Here is a 24,023-nt window from a genome sequence, read left to right as displayed (position 1 = left end):
TCGAGGATCGCCAGGTCGCCGACGGGCGACTGCGGATCGTCCAACGCACCGGTGAGCAGCATCGAGAACCTGCGCGCGAACTCTTCGACGGTCCGCCGATCGAACAGGGCCGTCGCGTAGGAGAACTCGGCTCCGATGCCGGCGGGCTCGCCCGTCTCGTCGTACTGCTCGCGCAGCGTCAGGGACAGGTCGAACTTCGCGGTGTCGACGTCGAAGGGGACCCCCGAGACCGTCAGGCCCGGGAGTTCGAGACCGGCCGACGGCAGGTTCTCGAACGACAGCGCCACCTGGAACAGCGGGTGGCGGGCGGTCGACCGCTCCGGCGCGAGGATCTCCACGAGCCGCTCGAACGGGATGTCCGCATGGGCGAACGCCTCGAGGTCGGTCTCCCGGACCCGGGCGAGCAGCTCGGTGAAGCTCTCCCCGCCGTCCACCCGGCTGCGCAGCACGAGCGTGTTGACGAACATGCCGATCATGTCGTCGAGTTCGTGCTCACCACGGCCCGCGATCGGGGTACCGATCGCGACATCGTCGGTGTCCGCCATGCGGGCGAGGAACACCGCGAGCGCGGTGTGCATCACCATGAACATCGTCGTGCCGGTCCGGCGTGCGAGTTCGGTGACGGCGCGGTGCGTCTGCGCGTCGATCGTGAGTCCGACTGTACCGCCGGCGAACGACTGCACCGGCGGGCGCGGACGGTCCATCGGCAGGTTCAGCTCGTCCGGAAGTCCGGCGAGGGCGTCCTGCCAGTACGCCGCCTGGGCGGACAGCACGCTCTCGGGATCGTCCTCGGAGCCGAGCACCTGGCGCTGCCACACCGCGAAGTCGGCGTACTGCACCGGCAGCGGCGTCCAGCCCGGTTCCTCCCCGTGTGCACGGGAGAGATAGGCGGTCATGACGTCCCGGGTCAGCGGAGCCATCGACCAGCCGTCGGCACTGATGTGGTGGACGACGAAGACCAGCACGTGGTCGGTCTCGCTCAGCCGCAGCAGCGCCACCCGCAGCGGCAACTCCGCGGTGACGTCGAAACCGGTGGTGACGATCTCGCGGATCCGATCCGGCACGTCCGCCGGGTCGACGTCCTCGGCGACGACCTGCGGTGCCGCATCTGCCGTGGGCAGGACGAGCTGGTAGGGACGCCCGTCGTCCTCGGGGTAGATCGTGCGCAGCACCTCGTGACGGTCGAGCATGTCGCGGACCGCCGCCTGCAGGGCCTCCACGTCGAGCGCCCCGGTGAGCCGCACGGCGACCGGCAGGTTGTCGGCGGCCGACGAGTTGTCGAAGCGGTTGAGGAACCACATGCGCTGCTGCGCGAGCGACAGCGGGATGCGGTCGGTGCGCGGCTGCGGCACGAGCGGGGCACGCCCGGTCGTACCGGCCTGCCGTTCGGCGTGCGCGGCGAGCGCCTCGACGGTCGAGGCCTCGAACAGGGCCCGCACGGGGACCCGGACGTCGAGCGCAGATCCGAGGCGGGCGACGAGCTGCGTGGCGATCAGCGAGTTGCCGCCGAGCGCGAAGAAGTCGTCGTCGAGACCCACGCGGTCGACGCCGAGCACGTCGGCGAAGGTGCCTGCCACGATCTCCTCGACCGGCGTGCGAGGTGCGCGGAACTCGCGCACCTCGAAGGTCGGCGCGGGCAGCGCCTTGCGGTCGAGCTTGCCCGAGGTGTTGAGCGGGAACTCGTCGAGCACCACCACGGCGGCGGGCACCATGTACGACGGCAGGGAGCCGGAGACGAACTCGATCAGCGCACCGCTGTCGATCTCGTGGCCCGGCACCGGCACGACGTAGCCGGCGAGCTGGTCACCGGTCTGGGTCTGGGTCACGACGACCGCGGCCTGATTGACCGATTCGTGTGCCAGCAGGGCGGTCTCGATCTCGCCGAGCTCGATGCGCTGACCGCGGAACTTCACCTGGAAGTCGGTGCGGCCGATGTACTCGAGCTCGCCGTCGCCGTTCCACGTCACCAGGTCGCCGGTGCGGTACATCCGGTCGCCCGGTGCACCGAACGGGTTGGCGACGAACCGGTCGGAGGTGAGATCGGGTCGCCGGACGTAGCCGCGCGCGAGCTGGACACCCGCGAGGTAGAGCTCACCCGGGACACCCACCGGCACCGGCCGCAGACGACCGTCGAGCACGTATGCGCGGACGTTCCACTCGGGCACACCGATCGGCACGACGTCGACCGGTCCCTCGGCGGGCGCCTGCCAGTAGGTGGCCGAGACCGCGGCCTCGGTCGGTCCGTAGAGGTTGTCGATGTCCGCGGAGCTGATCCGCCGCACACCGTCGATCGTCTCGGGCGGCAGAGCCTCACCGATGACGAAGATGTCGCGCAGCGTGCTGCACGAGGCGGCGTCGGCGTGCGCGGCGAAGACGGTGAGCATCGACGGCACGAAGTCGGTGATGGTCACCTTCTCGCGGGCGATGACCTCCGACAGGTAGGCCGGGTCGCGGTGGCCGTCGGGGGTGGCGATCACGAGCTTCGCACCCACGCTCAGCGGCATGAAGAAGCCCCACAGCGACACGTCGAAGGTCGTCGCGGTCTTCTGGAAGTACACGTCCTCCGAGGTCATCTCGAATTCGTGCAGCATCCATTCCGTCTGGTTGACGATCGCGCGGTGCGTCACGGCCACGCCCTTCGGCCGTCCGGTGGAGCCGGACGTGAAGATCGCGTAGGCGGTGTTGTCGGGACGCAGCGGCGAGAGCCGGTCCTCGTCGCGGAGCGGCGTCGCCGGCACGGCCGCGAGGTCGAGCCGGTCGATCTCCACCGCGTCGACGGCGATTCCCGACGGGATCTCGAACTCGTCGCGCGCCGTGGTCACGATGCACACCGGATCTGCGGTGTCGAGGATGTGGCGGATGCGGTCGGCCGGATGATCCGGGTCGATCGGCACCCAGGCGCCGCCGGCCCGCACGATCGCGTACATGCCCACGAGCAGTTCCGTCGAGCGGCGGACGGCGAGGCCGACCAGCGACTCCGGTCCCACACCACGGCCGATCAGGTGCCGGGCGAGCCGGTTGACCCGCGCGTCGAACTCGGCGTAGGTCAGTTCCTCGCCCTCGTAGGACAGCGCGACCGCATCCGGGGTGCGTGCCACCTGCACGTCGAAACGCGTGGTGAGCAGTGCGGTCCCGTCGAGGGCATGATCGGAGTCGTTCCACGCATGGAGGATCCGGTCGAGTTCCTCGGAGCCGAGCAGCGCGATGTCGCCGACCGGCATCTCCGGCTGCTGCGCCATCGCCTCGAGTGCGCGGACGAAACGCTCGACGAGTGTTTCGACCTGATCGCGGTCGAACAGTGCTCGCTGGTAACGCAGTTCGACCTCGAGCGCGGAGCGCAGGTGCACGAACAGGCTCAGCGGGTAGTGGGTCGCGTCGTGGGTGCCCACACCCGTGACAGCCATGCCGTCGATGGAGGCGGACTGCTCGGCGAGGGCTTCCTCGTCGAGCGGGTACGACTCGAACACGGTGAGCGTGTCGAAGGCGACCGACGGACTCGTCGCCCGCTGGATCTCGGTGAGTCCGAGATGGTGGTGGCCGAGCAGTGCGGCCTGCTCACCCTGCAGGCGTTCGAGGAACGCCGAGACGGGCTCGTCCGGATCGAAGGCGACCCGCACGGGCAGCGTGTTGATGAACAGGCCGACCATCGACTCCACACCGGGCAGGTCGGCGGGGCGACCCGAGACCGTAGCGCCGAAGACGACGTCCTCGGCGCCGGTGAGGCGGCCGAGCAGCACACCCCAGGCGGCCTGCACGAGCGTGTTCACCGTGACACCGAGGCGCGCGGCGGCGCCGCTGACGGCGGCCAGTCGCTCGGCGTCGAGTTCGACCTTGACCCGGTCGTCGCCCTGCAGTCCGGGATGGCGCGGGGTCTGCGGGGCGAGCAGCGTCGGCTCCTCGAAGCCGGCGAAGGTCTGCGCCCACGCCTCGCGGGAGGACTCGCGGTCGCGGGCGGTGACCCATTCGAGGAAGGAGCGGTACGAGCGCACCCGCGGCAGCAGGGACACCTCTCCCCTGGTCGCGTACAGGGCCATGAGGTCCTGCATCAGCAGCGGCATCGACCAGCCGTCGACCAGCACGTGGTGGGTGGTCACGCCGAGCTGGTAGCGGCCGTCGCCGAGGTGCACGAGGACGAACCGCATGAGCGGTCCGGTGTCCATGACGAAGCGGCGTGCCTCCTCGTCCTTCCAGAACGGCACCGTGGCGGTGACGCCGTCCGCGGCGACCTCGGCGGACAGGTCGACGGTGCGCCACGGCACCTGCACGTCGTCGAGGACGAGCTGCACCGAGTCGCCGTCGGCGTCGGTCACGAAGACCGTCCGCAGGTTGGCGTGCCGGTCGAGCAGTGCCTGCGCGGCGCGGTGGAGCCGCTCGGGATCCACTTCTCCCTCGAGGTCGAGGACGGCCTGCATCGTGTAGACGTCGACGTCGTCCTCGCCGGTCATCAACGCGTGGAAGAGCAGACCGGACTGCAGCGGCGACAGCGGCCATACGTCCGCCAGCGACGGGTAGCGCACGTGCCAACGGTCGAGATCGGCCTGGGTGACCGACACGAGCGGCACGTCGGAGGGCGTGAGCCCACCGGCGGCGGGGTCGGCGGCGTGCGTGACGAGCGCCGCGAGGGCGGCCCGCCAGTGCTGCACGAACTCGTCGACGTCCTCGCGGTCGAGCAGACCCGCGGGGAAGGCGATGTTCGCGCCGAGCTGCGGGCCGTCCGTGCCGTCGTTGACGATCGCGTTGATGTCGATCGCCGCGCTCGCGGGCATGTCGGCGTCGAGGGCGGCGTCGACGCGTCCCAGCGCGTCGGTCGGGGCCCAGCCGATCTCGGCGAGTTCCTCCGGCACGTCCGCGGAGGAGACGCGGCCGAGGTAGTTGAAGCTGATCTGCGGTGAGCGTGCGATGGCGGCGAGTCGTGCCGACGATTCCGGATCGAGGTAGCGCAGCAGACCGAAGCCCATGCCCTTGTCCGGAATGGCCAGCAGCTGTTCCTTGACGGCTTTGACCGCCGCACCCATCGCGGCTCCACCGGAGACGGCGTCGTCGACGTCGATGCCGGTCAGGTCGACCCGCACCGGGTAGGCGCTGGTGAACCAGCCGACCGTCCGGGACAGGTCGGCACCCGGCACCACGGCCTCCTCGCGACCGTGACCCTCGAACTTCACGAGGGCGGAGGAGGATTCGATGCCGCGGTCGCGGCGCCAGCTCACGAGTGCCAGTCCGAGCGCGGCCACCAGACCGTCGGCGACACCGCCGCGGAACAGGGCCGGCACCGTGGTGAGCAGTGCATCGGTCTGCGCGGCGTCGAGGTTCATCTCGATGCGTTCGACGGTGGAGGTGACGTCGACGGCGGGGTCGAAGGGACGCTCGCCGAGCAGTGGGTCCGGTCCCTCGAGGATCCGTTCCCACAGCGGCAGTTCCGACCGGCGCTGTGCCGCGGCATCCACCAGGCCGTGGGCCCAGCGGCGCAGCGACGTCCCGACGACCTCGAGCCGCGGCTGCTCACCGGAGACGATCTGGCCCCAGGCCAGACCGAGGTCGGGTAGCAGGATGCGCCACGACACGCCGTCCATCACCAGGTGGTGGGCGACGACGAGGAGCACGCCGCGACGTTCGGCCGAGCCGAAGTCGAACCACACGAATCGCAGCACCGAGCCGGCGAACGGGTCGAGTGCTCCGAGCGCGGAATCGAGTTCGCGGGAGGCGATCTCGGTGAGCTCGGCGTCGTCGACGTCGGCCGCGACCTCGACCCGCGTCAGCAGGGCGTCCGGGTCCACGGTGCTCGCGGAGCGGACCCGCAGGGTCACCTCTCCGTCGGCATCGCGTTCGAGGATCGAGCGCAGCGCGTCGTGATGGTCGACGACCGCACCGATCGTGCGGGTCAGCACGTCCCGGTCGATGTCGGCCGGGAGGGTCACGGCGACGGTCTGCGAGAAGCGGTCGAAGCCGCCGGGCCAGCCGAGGACCTCGCGCATGATCGGGGTGAGCGGCACCTCGCCGACACCGCCACCGGGGAGTTCCTCGAGTCGCTCGGCCTGCGTCTCGTCGGCGCGGGTGGCGACCTCGGCGAGGCCCGCCACCGACCGACGCTCGAAGACGTCGCGCGGCGTGAACACCACACCCCGCGCCTTCGCCCGCGACACCAACTGGATCGACACGATGCTGTCACCACCGAGCGCGAAGAACGACTCGTCGACACTCACCTTGTCCAGATGCAGAACCTCCGCGAACACCTCCGCGATGATCTGCTCGACCTCACTCTCGGCAGCGCGGTACTCGCGCTCCTCGATCACCGGCTCCGGCAGAGCATCACGATCGAGCTTGCCCACCGGCGTCAACGGCACCTCGTCGAGCACCACGATCGCCGACGGCACCATGTGCGGCGGCAACGACCGCGCCACGAATTCCGTCAACTCCGCGGTGTCGACCGTCCGGCCGCGGACGGGCAGCACGTACGACACGAGGACGGTCGCGCCGGACGGGGTGGACCGCCCCACCGTCGTCGCCCAGTTCACCGACTCGTGTGCGCTGAGGACCGCGTCGATCTCACCGAGTTCGATGCGGAAACCGCGCACCTTGACCTGGAAGTCGCTGCGGCCGACGAACTCGATCTCGAGCCGGTCCTCGACGGGCCGCCACCGGACGACGTCGCCGGTGCGGTACATGCGGTCGCCGGGTTCGCCGTAGGGGTTGGGGACGAACCGCTCGGCGGTCAGCGCGTTGCGGCGGTGGTATCCGCGGGCGAGTGCCCGGCCGGCCACGTAGAGCTCACCCGCCATGCCGGCGGCGACGGGACGCAGACGCGAGTCGAGCACGAGGGCCGTCATGCCCACGATGGGTTCGCCGATGGTGATCGGACGTCCGGGTTCCATCTCGCCGAAGGTCGACACGATGGTCGCCTCGGTCGGGCCGTACGCATTGACGTAGGTGGTGCGCTGCGACCATTCGGCCAGCAACTCCGGCGTCGTCACGTCGCCACCGACGGAGAGCACCTCGAAGCTGTCGATGCCCGTGGAGTCCATCGTGCCGAGCACCGCCGGCGTGATGATCGTGTGCGTCACGCGCTCGGTCTTCAGCAGCTCGGCGAGATCCGGACCGCCGATGATCCCGGCGGGCACGATCACGAGCGTCGCGCCGAATGCGAAGGCCGCCATCCACTCGAGCACCGACGGGTCGAAGCTGGGCGAGCAGATCTGCAGGAACCGCGATTCGGAGGTCACCCCGTACAGATCGGTGACCATGTCCTTCAGGCCCGCCAGACCCGTGTGGGTGACGACGACGCCCTTGGGCTTGCCGGTCGACCCCGACGTGTAGATCAGGTAGGCCGGGTGGTGGACCCGGATCGGGCGTACCCGGTCGGCGTCGGTGATCGGTGCAGCGGAGCGGGATTCGACGTCCGCGGCGAACGCCGGGTCGTCGAGCAGCAGCCATTCCGCGTCGTCGGGCAGTCCACCGGCGAACTCGGACGACGTGATGCCCAGGGTGGCCCCGGAGTCGTCGAGCATGTAGCGCACGCGGTCGGCCGGATAGGTCGGGTCGACGGGGACGTGCGCCGCACCGGACTTGGCCACGGCCATGACGGTGACCGTCATGTCGTACGAGCGCGGGAACGACACGGCCACGAAGTTCTCCGGGCCGATGCCGCGATCGATCAGCACCCGCGCGAGCCTCGACGAGGTCTCGTCGAGTTCGCGGTAGGTGATCGACCGTCCCTCGTACCGCACCGCGACGGCGTCGGGATCCATCGCGACGCCGCGCGTGAGGAACTCGGCGAGGGTGCTCGGTTCGGTGACGACGTCGTGTCCGCGCATGGCCGTGAGCTGTGCGAACTCGTCGTCGGCGAGCAACGGCAGGTCGCCGACCGGAGCGCGGTCGTCCGTGATGATGCCGCCGACCAGTCGGGTGAACCGCTCGGCGAAACGCTGGATCGTGCTCTCGTCGAAGAGTGCACTGGCGTAGGAGAACTCGGCGGACAGGCCGGCGGGTGCGCCGGATCCGTCGATGTGTTCGCGCAGGGTCAGGCCCAGGTCGAACTTCGCGGTGTCGACCTCGAACGGGACGCCGGAGACGGTGAGCTCGGGCAGTTCCAGAGCGGTCTCGGGCAGGTTCTCGAACGACAGGACCACCTGGAACAGCGGGTGGCGTGCCGTCGACCGCTCGGGGTTGAGGATCTCCACGAGCCGCTCGAACGGGATGTCGGCATGGGCGAACGCCTCGAGGTCGGCCTCGCGCACTCGTGCGAGCAGGTCGGAGAAGCCCTCACCCGTGTCCACCCGGCTGCGCAGCACGAGGGTGTTGACGAACATGCCGATCAGGTCGTCGACCTCGGCCTCACCGCGACCCGCGATGGGCGTGCCGATCGCGACGTCGTCGGTGTCGGCCATCCGCGCGAGGAACACCGCGAGCGCGGTGTGCACGACCATGAACATCGTCGTGCCGGTCCGCCGCGCGAGCGCCGCGAGACCGCGGTGCGTGTCGGCGTCGAGGAGGAAGTCGACCTTGCCGCCGGCGAAGGACTGCACCGCGGGACGCGGCCGGTCCATCGGCAGGTTCAGCTCGTCCGGGAGCCCGGCGAGGGTGCGCTTCCAGAAGCCGGCCTGCGCCGCGAGCAGGCTCGCGGCATCGTCCTCGTCACCGAGCACGTCGCGCTGCCAGATCGCGAAGTCGGCGTACTGCACGGGCAGCGGTGCCCAGCCGGGAGCCTCACCCTCGGCGCGGGACATGTAGGCCGTCATGACGTCGCGGGTCAGCGGCGAGATGGACCAGCCGTCGGCGCTGATGTGGTGGACGACGAAGACGAGCACGTGATCGCGCTCGGAGAGCTCGAACAGTCGTGCGCGCAGCGGGATCTCGGTGGTGACGTCGAACCCGCGGGAGACGACCGCCGTCACCTTCTGCAGCAGGTCGCCCTCGGTGGCCGATTCGACGTCGATGTCGGGCGCGGCCTCCGCGACGGGGAGGATCAGCTGGTAGGGCTGTCCGTCGATCTCGGGATAGACGGTGCGGAGCACTTCGTGCCGGGCGAGCAGGTCCTGGACCGCTGCTTGCAGCGCACCGAGGTCGAGCGCCCCGGTCAGGCGGACCGCGACCGGGATGTTGTTGACCGACGATTCGGTGTCGAAGCGGTTGAGGAACCACATCCGCTGCTGCGCCAGCGACAGCGGCACACGCTCGGGCCGCGGCTGCGGCACCAGCGGCGGACGTGCCGCCGCACCGGTGTGCTGCTCGGCCGCGACGGCGAGCGCCGCGACACTGGGGGCCTCGAACAGCACGCGCACGGGGACGCGGGTGTCGAGTGCCGCGCCGATCCGCGAGACGACCTGAGTGGCGAGCAGCGAGTTGCCGCCGAGTTCGAAGAAGTCGTCGTCCACACCTACGCGGGTGAGGCCGAGGACGTCCGCGAACACGCCGGCGACGATCTCCTCGACCGGGGTGCTCGGAGCGCGGAATTCGCGGGTCTCGAAGACCGGCTCGGGCAGGGCCCTGCGGTCGAGCTTGCCGTTGACGTTCAGCGGCAGCGCATCGAGCGTCACGAACGCCGACGGCACCATGTACGACGGCACCCGGGCGCCGAGCGCGGACCTGATGGACTCGATGTCCGCCTGCGCACCATCCGCGGGCACGACATAGGCGACCAGCTGGGTGCCGACCCGCTCGTCCTCCCGCGCGATCACCGCGACATCACGCAGCGCATCCATCGCCCGCAGGGCGGACTCGATCTCACCGAGCTCGATGCGGAAACCACGCACCTTCACCTGGAAGTCCGTGCGCGACAGGTAATCCAACTGCCCGTCGCGGGTCCACCGCACCAGGTCGCCCGTACGGTACAAGCGTTCTCCGTCACCGAACGGCGAGGCGACGAACCGCTCCGCGCTCAGATCAGGTCGATCGAAGTAGCCGCGCGCGAGCTGCGCACCGGCCAGATACAACTCGCCGGCGACACCGGCCGGAACCGGATGCAACCGATCGTCGAGCACATAGACACGAGTGTTCCACTCGGGCACACCGATCGGCACCGACGCACCCGAGGTATCGGTGACGTCGCCGGAGGTGACCGACACCGCGGCCTCGGTCGGACCGTACAGGTTCACGAGCCGCGCCCGGTTGTGGGTCAGGAACCGCTGGGCGGTCGCCGGCGGCAACGCTTCGCCGATGGCGAGGATGTGGCGCAGCGAGGGAGCCAGCACTCCGTCGGCGTCGACCATCAATGCTTCGAGCATCGACGGCACCACGTGCAGCGTCGTCACCGACTGCTCGGTCAGCAGCCGGTTCAGATAAGCCGGATCGCGATGACCGTCGGCCGACGCGACGACCACACGCCCACCGGAGACCAGCGCGGACCAGAACTCCCACACCGACAGGTCGAACGTCGCCACCGTCTTCAACAACACCGCATCATCGGCACCGAGACCGAAATGCTCACGCTTCCACACCAACTGGTTGACGATCGCCGCATGCGGCACCGCCACACCCTTCGGCCGGCCCGTCGAACCCGACGTGAAGATCACATACGCCGTGTTCGACGCACGCAGCGGCGCAATCCGCTCGGTATCGGTCACCGGCGACGCGGACAGCTCGGACAGATCCAGGCTGTCGAGGAACAGGGTGGGGACAGACTTCTCCCCCGGTGCCGTGAACTCGTCGCGTTCGGTGGACAGCACCACCACCGGAGCAGCCGTGTCGAGGATGTACGCGTTGCGATCGTCCGGCTGGTCCGGATCCACCGGCACATAGACGCCACCGGCCTTGACCACCGCATACATACCGACCAGCAACTCGACCGAACGACGCATCGCCAACGCCACCGTCGACTCCGGACCCACACCCTCCCAGATCAACCTGCGCGCAAGACGATTGACCCGCGCATCGAACTCCGCATAGGTCAGCGACTCGCCCTCGAACACCAACGCCGTCGCATCCGGCACCCGCGAAACCTGCTCGTCGAACAGATCCACCAAGGTGGCAGAGGCGGTGGGGTGCGCGGTGTCGTTCCACGCCTCGAGCACTCGCGCGGTTTCCGCGGTGTCGAGGAGAGGCAGATCGCCGACCGGCAGGGCCGGGTCGTCGACCACGGCGTCGAGCACGCGGATGAACCGGGCGGCGAACTCCGCGACCGTCGATTCGTCGAACAGATCGGTCGCGTAGGTGAAGTAGCCGGTGATGCCCGTGGGCGTGCCGTCGTCGCTGTAGCGGTCGGTGACGATCAGGTGCAGGTCGAACTGCGAGATCTCCATGTCGGTGTCGAGGCCGGAGATGGTGAGACCGGGGAGTTGGAGTGCGGCCTGCGCGAGGTTCTGGAACGACAGACCCACCTGGAACAGCGGGTGGCGTGCCGTGGACCGCGCGGGGTTGAGCACCTCGACGAGCCGCTCGAACGGCACGTCGGCGTTCGCGAACGCGCCGAGGTCGGCCTCACGGGTCCGTCCCAGGAGTTCGGTGAACGACGCGTCCGACTCGACATGGGTCCGGAACACCAGCGTATTGACGAACATGCCGATCAGGTCGTCGAGTTCGCGCTCACCGCGACCGGCCATCGGCGTGCCGATCGCGATGTCGTCGCTCGAGGACATGCGTGCGAGGAACACCGCGAGTGCGGTGTGCAGCACCATGAACATCGTGGTGTTCGTGCGCCGGCCGAGGTCGGCGAGGCGCCGGTGGAGGTCGGCCTCGACCGTGAAGTCGACGCGGCCGCCCCGGAACGACTGGACCGCGGGACGCGGCCGGTCGGACGGGAGGTCGAGCTGGTCGGGCAGACCGGCGAGGGCCTGCTTCCAGTACTCGACCTGCTCGGCGGCCAGCGATTCCGGATCGTCCTCGTCGCCGAGCACCTCGCGCTGCCAGATGGCGAAGTCGGCGTACTGCACCGACAGCGGCTCCCACGCGGGGGCATCGCCCTGCGACCGCGCGACGTAGGCCGTCATGAGGTCGCGCGTGAGCGGCCCCATCGACGAGCCGTCGGCGGAGATGTGGTGGACCACGAAGGCGAGGACGTAGTCGGATTCACGGACCCGGAACAGTCGCGCGCTCAGCGGCACGGCCGTAGTGACGTCGAAGATCGTCGCCGCGAGTTCCTGGACGGCGGCGACGATGTCCGCTTCCGGCACGTCCACCGGAGTGAGGTCGGGAACCGCCTGCGCGGCCGGAACGATGACCTGGACGGGACCGTCCTCGGTTTCCGGGTAGAAGGTGCGCAGCGATTCGTGGCGGGCCACGACGTCGCCGACTGCGGCCTGCAGCGCGTCGACGTCGAGATCGCCGGTGAGCCGGATCGCGATCGGCACGTTGTAGGCCGACGATTCGGTGTCGAAGCGGTTGAGGAACCACATGCGCTGCTGCGCGAGCGACAACGGGATGCGTGCGGGCCGCTCGACGGCTTCGAGAGGCCGGCGGTCGTCGCCGCGCTGCGACTCGACCGCACCGGCGAGCGATTCGACGGTGGTGTTCTCGAAGAGGGCGCGCACCGGAACCTTCGCACCGAGTGCGGCTCCGAGCCGGGAGGCCACCTGGGTGGCGAGCAGCGAGTTGCCGCCGAGTTCGAAGAAGTCGTCGTCGAGACCGACCCGTTCGACGCCGAGCACCTCGGCGAAGACCGCGGCGACGGCCTGCTCGGCCGGCGTGACGGGGGTCCGGAATTCGCGGGTCTCGAAGACCGGCTCGGGCAGGGCCCTGCGGTCGAGCTTGCCGTTGACGTTCAGCGGCAACGCATCGAGCGTCACGAACGCCGACGGCACCATGTACGACGGCACCTGCGTCGCCAGGTCGCTCCTGACCGTCGCCACGTCCAGGATGTCGGCTTCGGTGGGCACGACGTAGGCGACCAGTTGGGTGCCGACCCGCTCGTCCTCCCGGGCGATCACCGCGACATCACGCAGCGCATCCATCGCCCGCAGGGCGGACTCGATCTCACCGAGCTCGATGCGGAAACCACGCACCTTCACCTGGAAGTCCGTGCGCGACAGGTAATCCAGTTGCCCGTCACGGGTCCACCGCACCAGATCACCCGTGCGGTACAAGCGTTCCCCGTCACCGAACGGCGAGGCGACGAACCGCTCCGCACTCAGATCAGGGCGCCCGAAGTAGCCGCGCGCGAGCTGCGCACCGGCCAGATACAACTCGCCGGCGACACCGGCCGGAACCGGATGCAGACGCTCGTCGAGCACGTAGACACGGGTGTTCCACTCGGGCACACCGATCGGCACCGACGCACCGGCGGTGTCGGTGACGTCGCCGGCGGTGACCGACACCGCGGCCTCGGTCGGGCCGTACAGGTTCACCAACCGGGCGGCGTTGTGCTCGACGAACCGCTTCGCGGTGGCCGGCGGCAGCGCTTCGCCGATCGCCAGCACCTGCCGCAGGGACGGCGTGAGGGTGCCACCCGCGTCGACCATCAGAGCCTCGAGCATCGACGGCACCACGTGCAGGGTCGTCACCGACTGCTCGGTCAGCAACCGGTTCAGATAGGCCGGATCGCGATGACCGTCGGCCGACGCGATGACCACCCGGCCACCGGAGACCAGCGCGGACCAGAACTCCCACACCGACAGGTCGAACGTCGCGACCGTCTTCAACAACACCGCATCATCGGCACCGAGACCGAAATGCTCACGCTTCCACAGCAACTGGTTGACGATCGCCGCATGCGGCACCGCCACACCCTTCGGCCGACCCGTCGAACCCGACGTGAAGATCACATACGCCGTGTTCGACGCACGCAGCGGCGCGACCCGCTCGACGTCGGCGATGGGATCGGCCGAGACGTCCGAGAGATCGAGCGTGTCGATCGCCAGGCTCGGGACGGACTTCTCCCCCGGCGCGACGAAGGCATCGCGCTCGGTGGTCAACACCACTACCGGAGCAGCGGTGTCGAGGATGTACGCGTTGCGCTCGTCCGGCTGATCCGGATCCACCGGCACGTAGACGCCACCGGCCTTGACCACCGCATACATACCGACGAGCAACTCGACGGAACGACGCATCGCCAGCGCCACCGTCGACTCCGGACCCACACCCTCCGAGATCAACCTGCGCGCAAGACGATTGACCCGCGCATCGAACTCCGCATAGGTCAGCAACTCGCCCTCGAACACCAACGCCGTCGCATCCGGCACCCGCGAAACCTGCTCGTCGAACAGATCCGCCAGGGTCGACGTCTGCTCGACCGCACGGTCGGTGGCGTTCCACGACTCGAGGATCTCGACCCGCTCCGATCCGTCGAGCATGTCGATGTCGCCGACGGCCGTGGCCGGGTCGGTGACGATCGCCTCGAGGACACGCACGAAGCGCTGCGCGAAGCCCTCGACCGTCGACTCGTCGAACAGATCGGTCGCGTACGTGAAGGTGGCGTCGATGACGTCGGGCGCACCGTCGTCGTCGTAGTGGTCGAACACCGTGAGTTGCAGGTCGGTCTTGGCGAGCTGCAGCTCGAAATCGGTGGAGCTCACCGTCAGACCGGGCAGTTCGAGCTGGGTACGCGCCAGGTTCTGGAACGACAGACCCACCTGGAAGAGCGGGTTGCGGGCGGTCGAGCGCACCGGGTTCAGCACTTCCACCAGGCGTTCGAACGGCACGTCGGCGTTCGCGAAGGCACCGAGGTCGGTCTCACGGGTGCCTTCGAGGAGTCGCTCGAAGGACTGGGCCGGGTCGACGTCGCTGCGGAAGACCAGCGTGTTGACGAACATGCCGATCAGGTCGTCGAGCTCGCGCTCGCCGCGACCGGCGATCGGGGTGCCGATCGCGATGTCGCGGGTACCCGAGAGCCGCGCCAGCAGGGTCGCGAAGGCCGCGTTGACGACCATGAACAACGTCGCGTTCTTCGACCGCGCGAGGTCCTGCAGGCCGCGGTGCAGTTCGGGCGAAATCGTGAACTGCAACGATTCGCCGCGGAAGCTCTGGCTCGGCGGACGCGGGCGGTCGGACGGGAGATCGAGCTGGTCGGGCAGGCCGGCGAGGGCCTGCTTCCAGTACTCGACCTGCTTCGCGGCCAGCGATTCCGGATCGTCCTCGCTGCCGAGCACCTCGCGCTGCCACAGCGCGTAGTCGGCGTACTGCACGGGCAGCGGCTCCCATGCCGGGGCGTCGCCGTGCGAGCGCGCCGCATAGGCCGTCATCAGGTCGCGGGTCAGCGGGCCGACCGACGCGCCGTCGGCCGACACGTGGTGCACGACCAGCGCGAGGATGTGCTCGTCGTCGCTGACGCGGAAGATGCGCACCGCGACGGGCACCTCGGAGGTCACGTCGAAGGTCGTCGACATGAAGGCGACGATCTCGGGTTCGAGTTCGGCCTCCGCGACCTCGCGCACGACGAGTTCGGGCAGCGCACCGTCGAGCGGGAGCACCACCTGGTGCGGGCCCTCCGGCGAATCCGGGTAGATGGTGCGGAGCGATTCGTGCCGCGCGATGACGTCGCGTGCTGCCGCACGGAGTGCCTCGACGTCGAGGGTACCGACGAGCCGCACGGCGATCGGGATGTTGTCGACCGCGGAGGACGCCGTGTCGAACTGGTTGAGGAACCAGTAGCGCTGCTGCGCGAGCGACAGCGGAACCCGGTCGGGTCGTTCGGTGGCGACGAGGGGCCGGCGCGGACCGCCGGAGACCCCGCGTTCGAGGCGCGCCGCAAGCTCTTCCACGGTGGAGGCCTCGAACAGCAGGCGCAGCGGCACGGTGGCGTTCAGCGCGGCACCGATGCGGGAGACCACCTGGGTGGCGATGAGCGAGTTGCCGCCAAGGGCGAAGAAGTCGTCGTCGAGGCCGACGCGGTCGACACCGAGGACCTCGGAGTAGATCGACGCCACGACCTGCTCGGTGGACGTGGTGGGAGCGCGGAACTCCTTGACCTCGAAGACCGGGTCGGGCAGTGCCTTGCGGTCGAGCTTGCCGGACGCACCGAGCGGCATGGCGTCGAGGAGCACGTAGGTGGCGGGCACCATGTAGGCCGGCAACTGTGCGGACAGTGCCGCACCGGCCGCCACCTGATCGAAGGTCGCACCGGCCTGCGGGACGACGTAGGCGACGAGCTGGTCCTGACGGACGAGCACGACGGCCTGATCGACCTCGTCGAGGGCGAGCAGCGCGGTCTCGATCTCACCGAGTTCGATGCGCAGACCGCGGAGCTTGACCTGGAAGTCCGTGCGGCCGATGTAGTCGAGTTCGCCGGCCCCCTCCGTCCAGCGCACGAGGTCGCCGGTGCGGTACAACCGCTCACCGTCGCCGAACGGCGAGGCGACGAAGCGCTCGGCAGTGAGGTCGGGGCGCTGCATGTACCCGCGCGCGAGCTGGGTGCCCGCGAGATAGAGCTCTCCCGCGACCCCCACGGGCACGGGTGCGAGACGCTCGTCGAGGACGTAGACGCGGGTGTTCCACACGGGGGCACCGATCGGCACGGAGACCGTGTCGGCGTCGGTGGCCTCGTGGTAGGTCACGTCGACGGCCGCCTCGGTGGGGCCGTAGAGGTTGTGCAGGCCGGCGTCGGACAGCAGTGCCCGCGTGCGTGCGGCCAGTGCGGGCGGGAGCGCCTCACCGGAGGCGAAGACGTGCCGGAGCGACGTGAGTTCGTCGGCCGACGCCTCGGCGACGAACACCGCGAGCATCGACGGCACGAAGTGCACGACGGTCACGCCGCGCCGCTCGATCACCGAGGTCAGGTACCGCGGATCGCGGTGACCGTCCGGCACGGCGACCACCAGTCGGGCACCGATCTGCAAGGGCCAGAAGAACTCCCACACCGACACATCGAAGGTGAAGGGGGTCTTCTGCAGCACCACGTCGGCGCCGGTGAGCGGGTACTCGTGCTGCATCCAGCGCAGGCGGTTGACGATCGCGCCGTGCGGCACCGCCACACCCTTCGGCCGTCCGGTGGACCCGGACGTGAAGATGACGTAGGCGGTGTTCGACGCCCGCAGCGGGGACGTCCGCTCGGCGTCGGTGACGGGATCGGACGCCGTCGCGGACAGGTCGAGGGTGTCGACGAGCAGGCTCGGGACGGACCTCTCCCCCGGCACGGAGAATCCGTCGCGAGCGGTGGTCAGCACCACCACGGGAGCGGCGGTGTCGAGGATGTAACCGTTGCGATCCTCCGGCTGGTCCGGGTCGATCGGCACGTAGGCACCACCGGCGGTGACGACCGCGTACATACCCACCAGCAGATCGAGCGAGCGACGCATCGCCAGACCCACCCGCGCGTCGGGGCCGACGCCGAGTGAGATCAGGTGCCGCGCAAGACGGTTCACGCGCTCGGAGAACTCACCGTAGGTCAGCGACTCGCCCTCGAACTCCACCGCGACCGCATCCGGCGACCGCCGGACCTGGTCGGCGAACAGATCGACGAGGGTCGAGGTGCCGTCGAGCGCGTGGTCGGTGTCGTTCCACTGCTCGAGGACCTGCACGCGTTCGGCGTCGTCGAGCAGGTCGACATCACCGATCGCGGCGGAGAGATCACCGGTGACCGCATCGAGGAGACGGACGAAGCGCTCGGCGATGCGCTCGACGGTGCGGGTGTCGAACAGATCGGTGGCGTAGGTCAGGCCCACCGAGTACTCGGCGGCACCGGTCGCGGTCGGCGTCTCGGTGACGACGAACTGGAGGTCGAACTTGGCGGTCGCGATGTCGAGGTCGACGGCCTCGACGGTCAGCCGCGGAAGTTCGAGCGTGCCGGTCTCGAGGTTCTGGAACGACAGCATCACCTGGAACAGCGGGTGACGTGCAGTGGAGCGCTCGGGGTTGAGCACCTCCACGAGTCGTTCGAACGGCAGGTCGGCGTGACCGAACGCTTCGAGGTCGGCGCCGCGTACCCGGCCGAGCACCTGCTCGAACGACTCGCCACCCTCCACCCGGGTGCGCAGCACCAGAGTGTTGACGAACATGCCCACCAGATCGTCGAGCGCCGCGTCGCCACGACCGGCCACCGGCGTGCCGATCGCGATGTCGTCGGTGCCCGACAGCCGCGCCAGCAGCACGGCCAGCGCGGCGTGCACCACCATGAACGGGGTCGCGTTGCGTTCGCGGGCGAGTGTGACGATGCGGTCGTGCAGCGTCTCGTCGATGGTGAACTCGTGCAGGGCACCCCGGTTGGTGGCGACGGCAGGGCGCGGGTGGTCGGCCGGCAGGTCGAGCTGCTCGGGCAGACCCGCGAGCGTCTCCCGCCAGAAACCGACCTGCGAGGAGATGACCGACTCCGGATCGTCCTCCGAGCCGAGCACCTCCCGCTGCCAGATCGCGAAGTCGGCGTACTGCACCGGCAGCGGCTCCCAGCCGGGTTCGCCGCCGGCGGCGCGGGCCGCGTAGGCGGAGACGATGTCGCGGGTGAGCGGGCCCATCGAGAAACCGTCGGCGGCGATGTGGTGCACGACGAGCGCGAGCACGTGTTCGGTCGCCGACACCGCGAACAGCTGCGCCCGGAAGGGTGCCTGCGTGGAGACGTCGAAGCCGGACGAGACGAGATCGGTGATGCTCTGCACCAACTGCGTCTCGGCGACGTCGACCGGCGTGAGGTCGGGTTCGACCTCGGACACCGGCAGCACCTGCTGGTAGCCCACACCGTCGACGTCCGGGTAGATCGTCCGCAACGACTCGTGCCGGCCGAGCACGTCGACCACCGCGGAGCGCAACGCCTCGACGTCCAGGGCACCGGTCAACCGGATCGCGCCGGGGATGTTGTTGACGGCCGATTCCGGTTCGAATCGGTTGAGGAACCACATCCGCTGCTGCGCGAGCGACAGCGGGACCCGCTCGGGACGTTCCTGCGCGACGAGCGGCGTGCGGCCCTGGGCCTCACTCTGCTCGACGCGGGCGGCGAGGGCGGCCACACCCGGCGCCTCGAACAGGACACGAACGGGCACAACGGTTCCCAGTTCGGAACCGAGGCGCGCGACGACCTGCGTCGCGATCAGCGAGTTGCCGCCGAGGGCGAAGAAGTCGTCGTCGAGTCCGACACGGTCGACACCGAGGACGTCGGCGAACACGCCGGCGACGACCTCCTCGACCGGGGTCGTGGGTGCACGGAAGCCGCGAGCCTCGAAGACCGGGTCGGGCAGCGCCTTCCGGTCGACCTTGCCCGAGCTGCCGAGCGGCATCTCATCGAGGACCACGAACTGCGACGGCACCATGTAGGCCGGCAGCACCGCGCTCAGCGCGGCCTGCGCGGCGTCGCGGTCGAAGGTCGTGTCGGGGGCCGGAACCACGTACGCGACGAGCTGATCGCGGCGCACCTGCGCGGCGGCCTGCGACACCCCGGTGTGGTCGAGCAGCGCGGTCTCGATCTCCCCGAGCTCGATGCGCAGACCGCGGAGCTTGACCTGGAAGTCGGTGCGGCCGAGGTACTCGAGATCGCCGCTGCGGTCGTTGCTCCAGCGCACGAGGTCGCCCGTGCGGTACAGGCGCTCACCGTCGCCGAAGGGCGAGGCGACGAAACGCTCGGCGGTCAGATCGGGGCGGCCGACGTAGCCACGCGCCACCTGCACGCCCGCGAGATACAACTCGCCCACGACACCGGCGGGAACCGGCGACAGCCGCGAGTCGAGCACGTAGGCGCGGGTGTTCCACACCGGAGCACCCATCGCGACGGAACCGCCCGTCGTTCCTGCGACCGGGCGGGCGGTGGCGTGCACCGTAGCCTCGGTGGGGCCGTAGAGGTTGTGGAGCTCGGCGTCGCTGATCCGCAAGAACTGCTCGGCCACCGACAGCGGGAACGCCTCACCGGCGACGAGCACGGTGCGCAACGACACGCAGTCGTCGGCGGACACCGACGCCGCGAACACCGCGAGCATCGACGGGACGAAGGAGGTCGCCGTCACCGCACGCTCACGGATGACGGTGCCGAGATAAGCGGTGTCGCGGTGACCGTCCGGAACCGCGATCACCATGCGCGCACCGACGGCCAGGGTGCCGAACAACTCCCACACCGACACGTCGAAGGTGAACGGGGTCTTCTGCAGCACCACGTCGTCGGGGCCGATCCCGTATTCGGTGGTGATCCACCGGATCTGGTTGACGACCGAGGCATGGGCCACGGCCACACCCTTCGGGCGTCCCGTCGACCCGGAGGTGAAGATCGAGTACGCGGTGTTCGACGGCCGCAACGGCGCGACGCGATCGGCGTCGGTGACGGGCTCGGCCGGGGTCGCGGACAGGTCGAGGCCGTCGATCGCGAGCGACGGCACCGATACCGTGGCCGGCACGGAGAATCCGTCGCGCTCGGTGGTCAGCACCACCACGGGAGCGGCCGTGTCGAGGATGTGACCGTTGCGATCGTCGGGCTGATCCGGATCGATCGGCACGTAGGCACCACCGGCCGTGACGACCGCGTACATACCCACCAGCAGATCCAGCGAGCGACGCATCGCCAGACCCACCGACGTCTCCGGCCCGACACCGAGCGAGATCAGATGCCGCGCAAGACGATTCACACGCCCGGAGAACTCACCGTAGGTCAGCGACTCGCCCTCGAACTCCACCGCCACCGCATCCGGCGACCGCCGGACCTGCTCGACGAACAACTCCGCCAGGGTCCGGGCATCGCCCAGTTCGTGCTCGGTGACGTTCCACGTGACGAGCACATCGGTGCGCTCGGCGTCGTCGAGCAGCGCGACATCACCGACCGGGAGTGCGGGTTCGGTCACGACCGCGGTGAGGATCCGGGTCAGGCGCTCGGCGAAGGACTCCATCGTCCGGGCGTCGAACAGATCGGTGGCATAGGTGAGGTCGACGAGATAACCCTCGGCGGTGGCGTCGTCCGAGACGGTGACCTGCAGGTCGAACTTCGCCAGTGCCGCGTCGACGTCGAGCGCCGAGACGGTCAGGCCGGGCAGTTCGAGGGAGTCGGCGTCGAGGTTCTGGAACGCGAGGAGCACCTGGAACAACGGGTGACGTGCCGTCGACCGCTCGGGGTCGATGATCTCGACCAGCCGCTCGAACGGCAGGTCGGCCTGCCCGAACGCTTCGAGGTCGGCGCCGCGCACCCGGCCGAGCACCTGCTCGAACGACTCGCCGCCCTCCACCCGGGTACGCAGCACCAGGGTGTTGACGAACATGCCCACCAGATCGTCGAGCGCCGCGTCGCCACGACCGGCCACCGGCGTGCCGATCGCGATGTCGTCGGTGCCCGACAGACGCGCCAGCAGCACGGCCAGCGCCGCGTGCACGACCATGAACTCGGTGGTGGAGGTGCGGCGGGCCAGATCGCGGACGGCGGAACGGAGTTCGGAGCCCAGGACGAACCGGTGCGAGGCACCGCGGTAGCTCGCGACGGCCGGTCGCGGACGGTCTGCCGGCAGATCGAGCTGCTCGGGCAGACCCGCGAGGGTCTCCCGCCAGAACGCGACCTGCGAGGAGATGATCGACTCCGGATCGTCCTCCGAGCCGAGCACTTCCCGCTGCCAGATCGCGAAGTCGGCATACTGCACGGCGAGCGGCTCCCACTGCGGGGCGTCGCCCGAGACGCGTGCGGCGTAGGCCGTCACGACGTCGCGGGTCAGCGGACCCATCGAGAAACCGTCGGACGCGATGTGGTGCACGACCAGCACCAGCACGTGCTCGGCCGCGGTCCCGGTCTCGGTGACGGCGAACAACCGGGCCCGGAAGGGGACCTGCGTCGTCACGTCGAAGCCGGTGCCGACGATCTCGGTCGCCCGGGCGATCAGATCGGACTCCGCCACAGCGACCGGCGTCAGGTCGGGCACCACCTCGTCCACCGGCAGCACCTGCTGGTAGCCCACGCCGTCGACGTCCGGGTAGACCGTCCGCAGCGACTCGTGCCGGCCGAGCACGTCGGTCACCGCGGCCTGCAGGGCCGCCGCGTCGAGTGCCCCCGACAGGCGGATCGCCACGGGGATGTTGTTGACCGCCGATTCGGGCTCGAAGCGGTTGAGGAACCACATCCGCTGCTGCGCGAGCGACAACGGCACCAGTTCCGGACGCACCTGCGGGACCAGCGGTGCGCGTCCGTCGCCGCCCGAGGCCATGGCGGCGTCGACGAGCGAGGCCAGTTCGGCCGCGGTCGGGGCATCGAAGAACTCACGGACGTCGATGCGGACCTTGTGGTCGGCGCTCAGCCGCGCGACGACCCGCGTCGCACTGAGCGAGTTGCCGCCGAGTTCGAAGAAGTCGTCGTCGACACCGAGCCGCTCGACGCCGAGGACCTGCTCGAACGCCGCAACGACGGCGTGCTCGGTGGCCGTCGACGGTGCGCGGTACTCGCGCTGCAGAGAGCTGAAGTCCGGGGTGGGCAGCGCCTTCCGGTCGAGCTTGCCGCTGCCGCCGAGCGGGAACTCGTCGAGTTCGACGAACAGCGACGGCACCATGTAGTCGGGCAGGCGCCGGCGCACGGCGTCGGCGAGCTCGGACCGCTCGATGTCGCGGCCGTCGGTGACGAGATAGGCCACGAGGTGGTCGCCGAGCGTGGGGTCGGAGTGCACGACGACGACCGACTGCCGCACGCCCGGGTGGTCGAGCAGCGCCGATTCGATCTCGCCGAGTTCGATGCGCAGACCGCGCAGCTTCACCTGGAAGTCGGTGCGGCCGATGTACTCGATCTGTCCGTCGTCGTTCGTCTTCACGAGGTCGCCGGTGCGGTACATGCGGTCGCCGGGCTCGCCGAACGGGTCGGCGACGAAGCGATCGGAGGTCAGATCGGGGCGACGGAGGTAGCCGCGCGCGAGCTGGACGCCCGCGAGGTAGAGCTCACCCTCGACACCGTCCGGGACGGGGCGCAGACCCTCGTCGAGGACGTAGAGACCGGTATCGGCCACGGCGGCACCGATCGGCACGACGGTGTCGTCGGCGGAGGTCGCGAAATAGGTGACGTCGACCGCCGCCTCGGTGGGCCCGTAGAGGTTGTGCAGACGCGCCGAGGAGATCTCGTAGAAGCGGGCGACGGTCTGCGGGGGCAGCGCCTCTCCGGACGCGAAGACGTAGCGGAGGGTGCTCACCGACGCGGCGGTGGGCTCGGTGAGGTAGACGGCGAGCATCGACGGCACGAAGTGCGCGATCGTCACGCCGCGTTCGATCATCGTCTGCGCGAGATAGGCCGGGTCGCGGTGCCCGTTGGGCACGGCGATCGTGAGACGGGCACCCACCTGCAGGGGCCAGAAGAACTCCCAGACCGACACGTCGAAGGTGAACGGCGTCTTCTGCAGCACCACGTCGTCGGCGCGCATGCCGTACTCGGACTGACGCCAGTCGATGTTCGCGACGATCGCCCGGTGCTCGACGGCGACGCCCTTGGGTCGTCCCGTCGAACCCGACGTGAAGATGACGTAGGCGAGGTGATCGGCCGTGAGCGCGCCGCGACGCTCCTCCGGACTGATCGGATCGCCGGAGATCTCGGACAGGTCGAGGGTGTCGATCGTCAGCGCCGGGACGGAACCGGGAAGATCGACGGCGTCGCGCTCGGTGGTGACGACGGCGACCGGCTCGGCGATCTCGAGGACGTAGGCCAGGCGGTCGGCCGGATGGTCGGGGTCGAGCGGCACGTAGGCGCCGCCGGCCTTCACGATCGCGTACATGCCGACCAGCAGATCGAACGACCGGCGGACGGCGAGACCGACGCGTGCGTCGGGGCCCACACCGAGACCGATGAGGTGACGTGCGAGACGGTTGGCGCGGGCATCGAATTCGCGGTAGGTCAGGGCCTGCCCGTCGAACTCGAGAGCGACCGCATCGGGGGTCCGCGCCACCTGGGCGTCGAAACGCGCCACGAGGGTGTCGGGATCGACCGTGGCCGGTGCTGCTGCATCGTCGCCGAGGACCTCGACGGCGTCGGCCAGCAGGGCGTCGACCACCCCCGCGAGACCCGGAGCACCCAGCAGAGCGGGCGCGATGTTCGACAGGACGACCGGGAACAGCGCGTCGAAACCGAGCGCGCCACCCATGGCGGTGTCGAGCGTGGCGATCTCGTCGCGCAGGCGCGCGTAGCCGATACGGGTGTCACCGTCGGTGAGGGCGACGCGGTCGGGGTCGATCTCCGCGACGGCGGCGAGCAACCGGGGAAGGTCCTCGATCGCCAGCGCCGGCTTGCCCGCCATGTCACCCGTCAT

The 24,023-nt window shown here is 69.7% G+C and carries 1 protein-coding gene (only partly in view); it reads right to left on the bottom strand.

The genetic code is table 11. The annotated features are described in order from the left end of the window. On the bottom strand, positions 1 to 24,023 hold the 5' portion of the coding sequence (locus tag ACPCXD_RS06020) for a non-ribosomal peptide synthase/polyketide synthase (RefSeq protein ID WP_514132885.1). 5,560 nt of this gene lie to the left of the window's left edge; 24,023 of the gene's 29,583 nt are visible here — the first part of the coding sequence; it begins with the start codon at positions 24,021 to 24,023; the stop codon falls past the left edge of the window.

Source organism: Rhodococcus sp. AB351 (genome assembly GCF_049538275.1).
In the GTDB taxonomy this organism is placed as follows: Bacteria; Actinomycetota; Actinomycetes; order Mycobacteriales; family Mycobacteriaceae; genus Rhodococcus.
The sequence above is the reverse complement of the archived record's forward strand: the minus strand, read 5'-3'. Positions and strand labels throughout refer to the sequence as shown.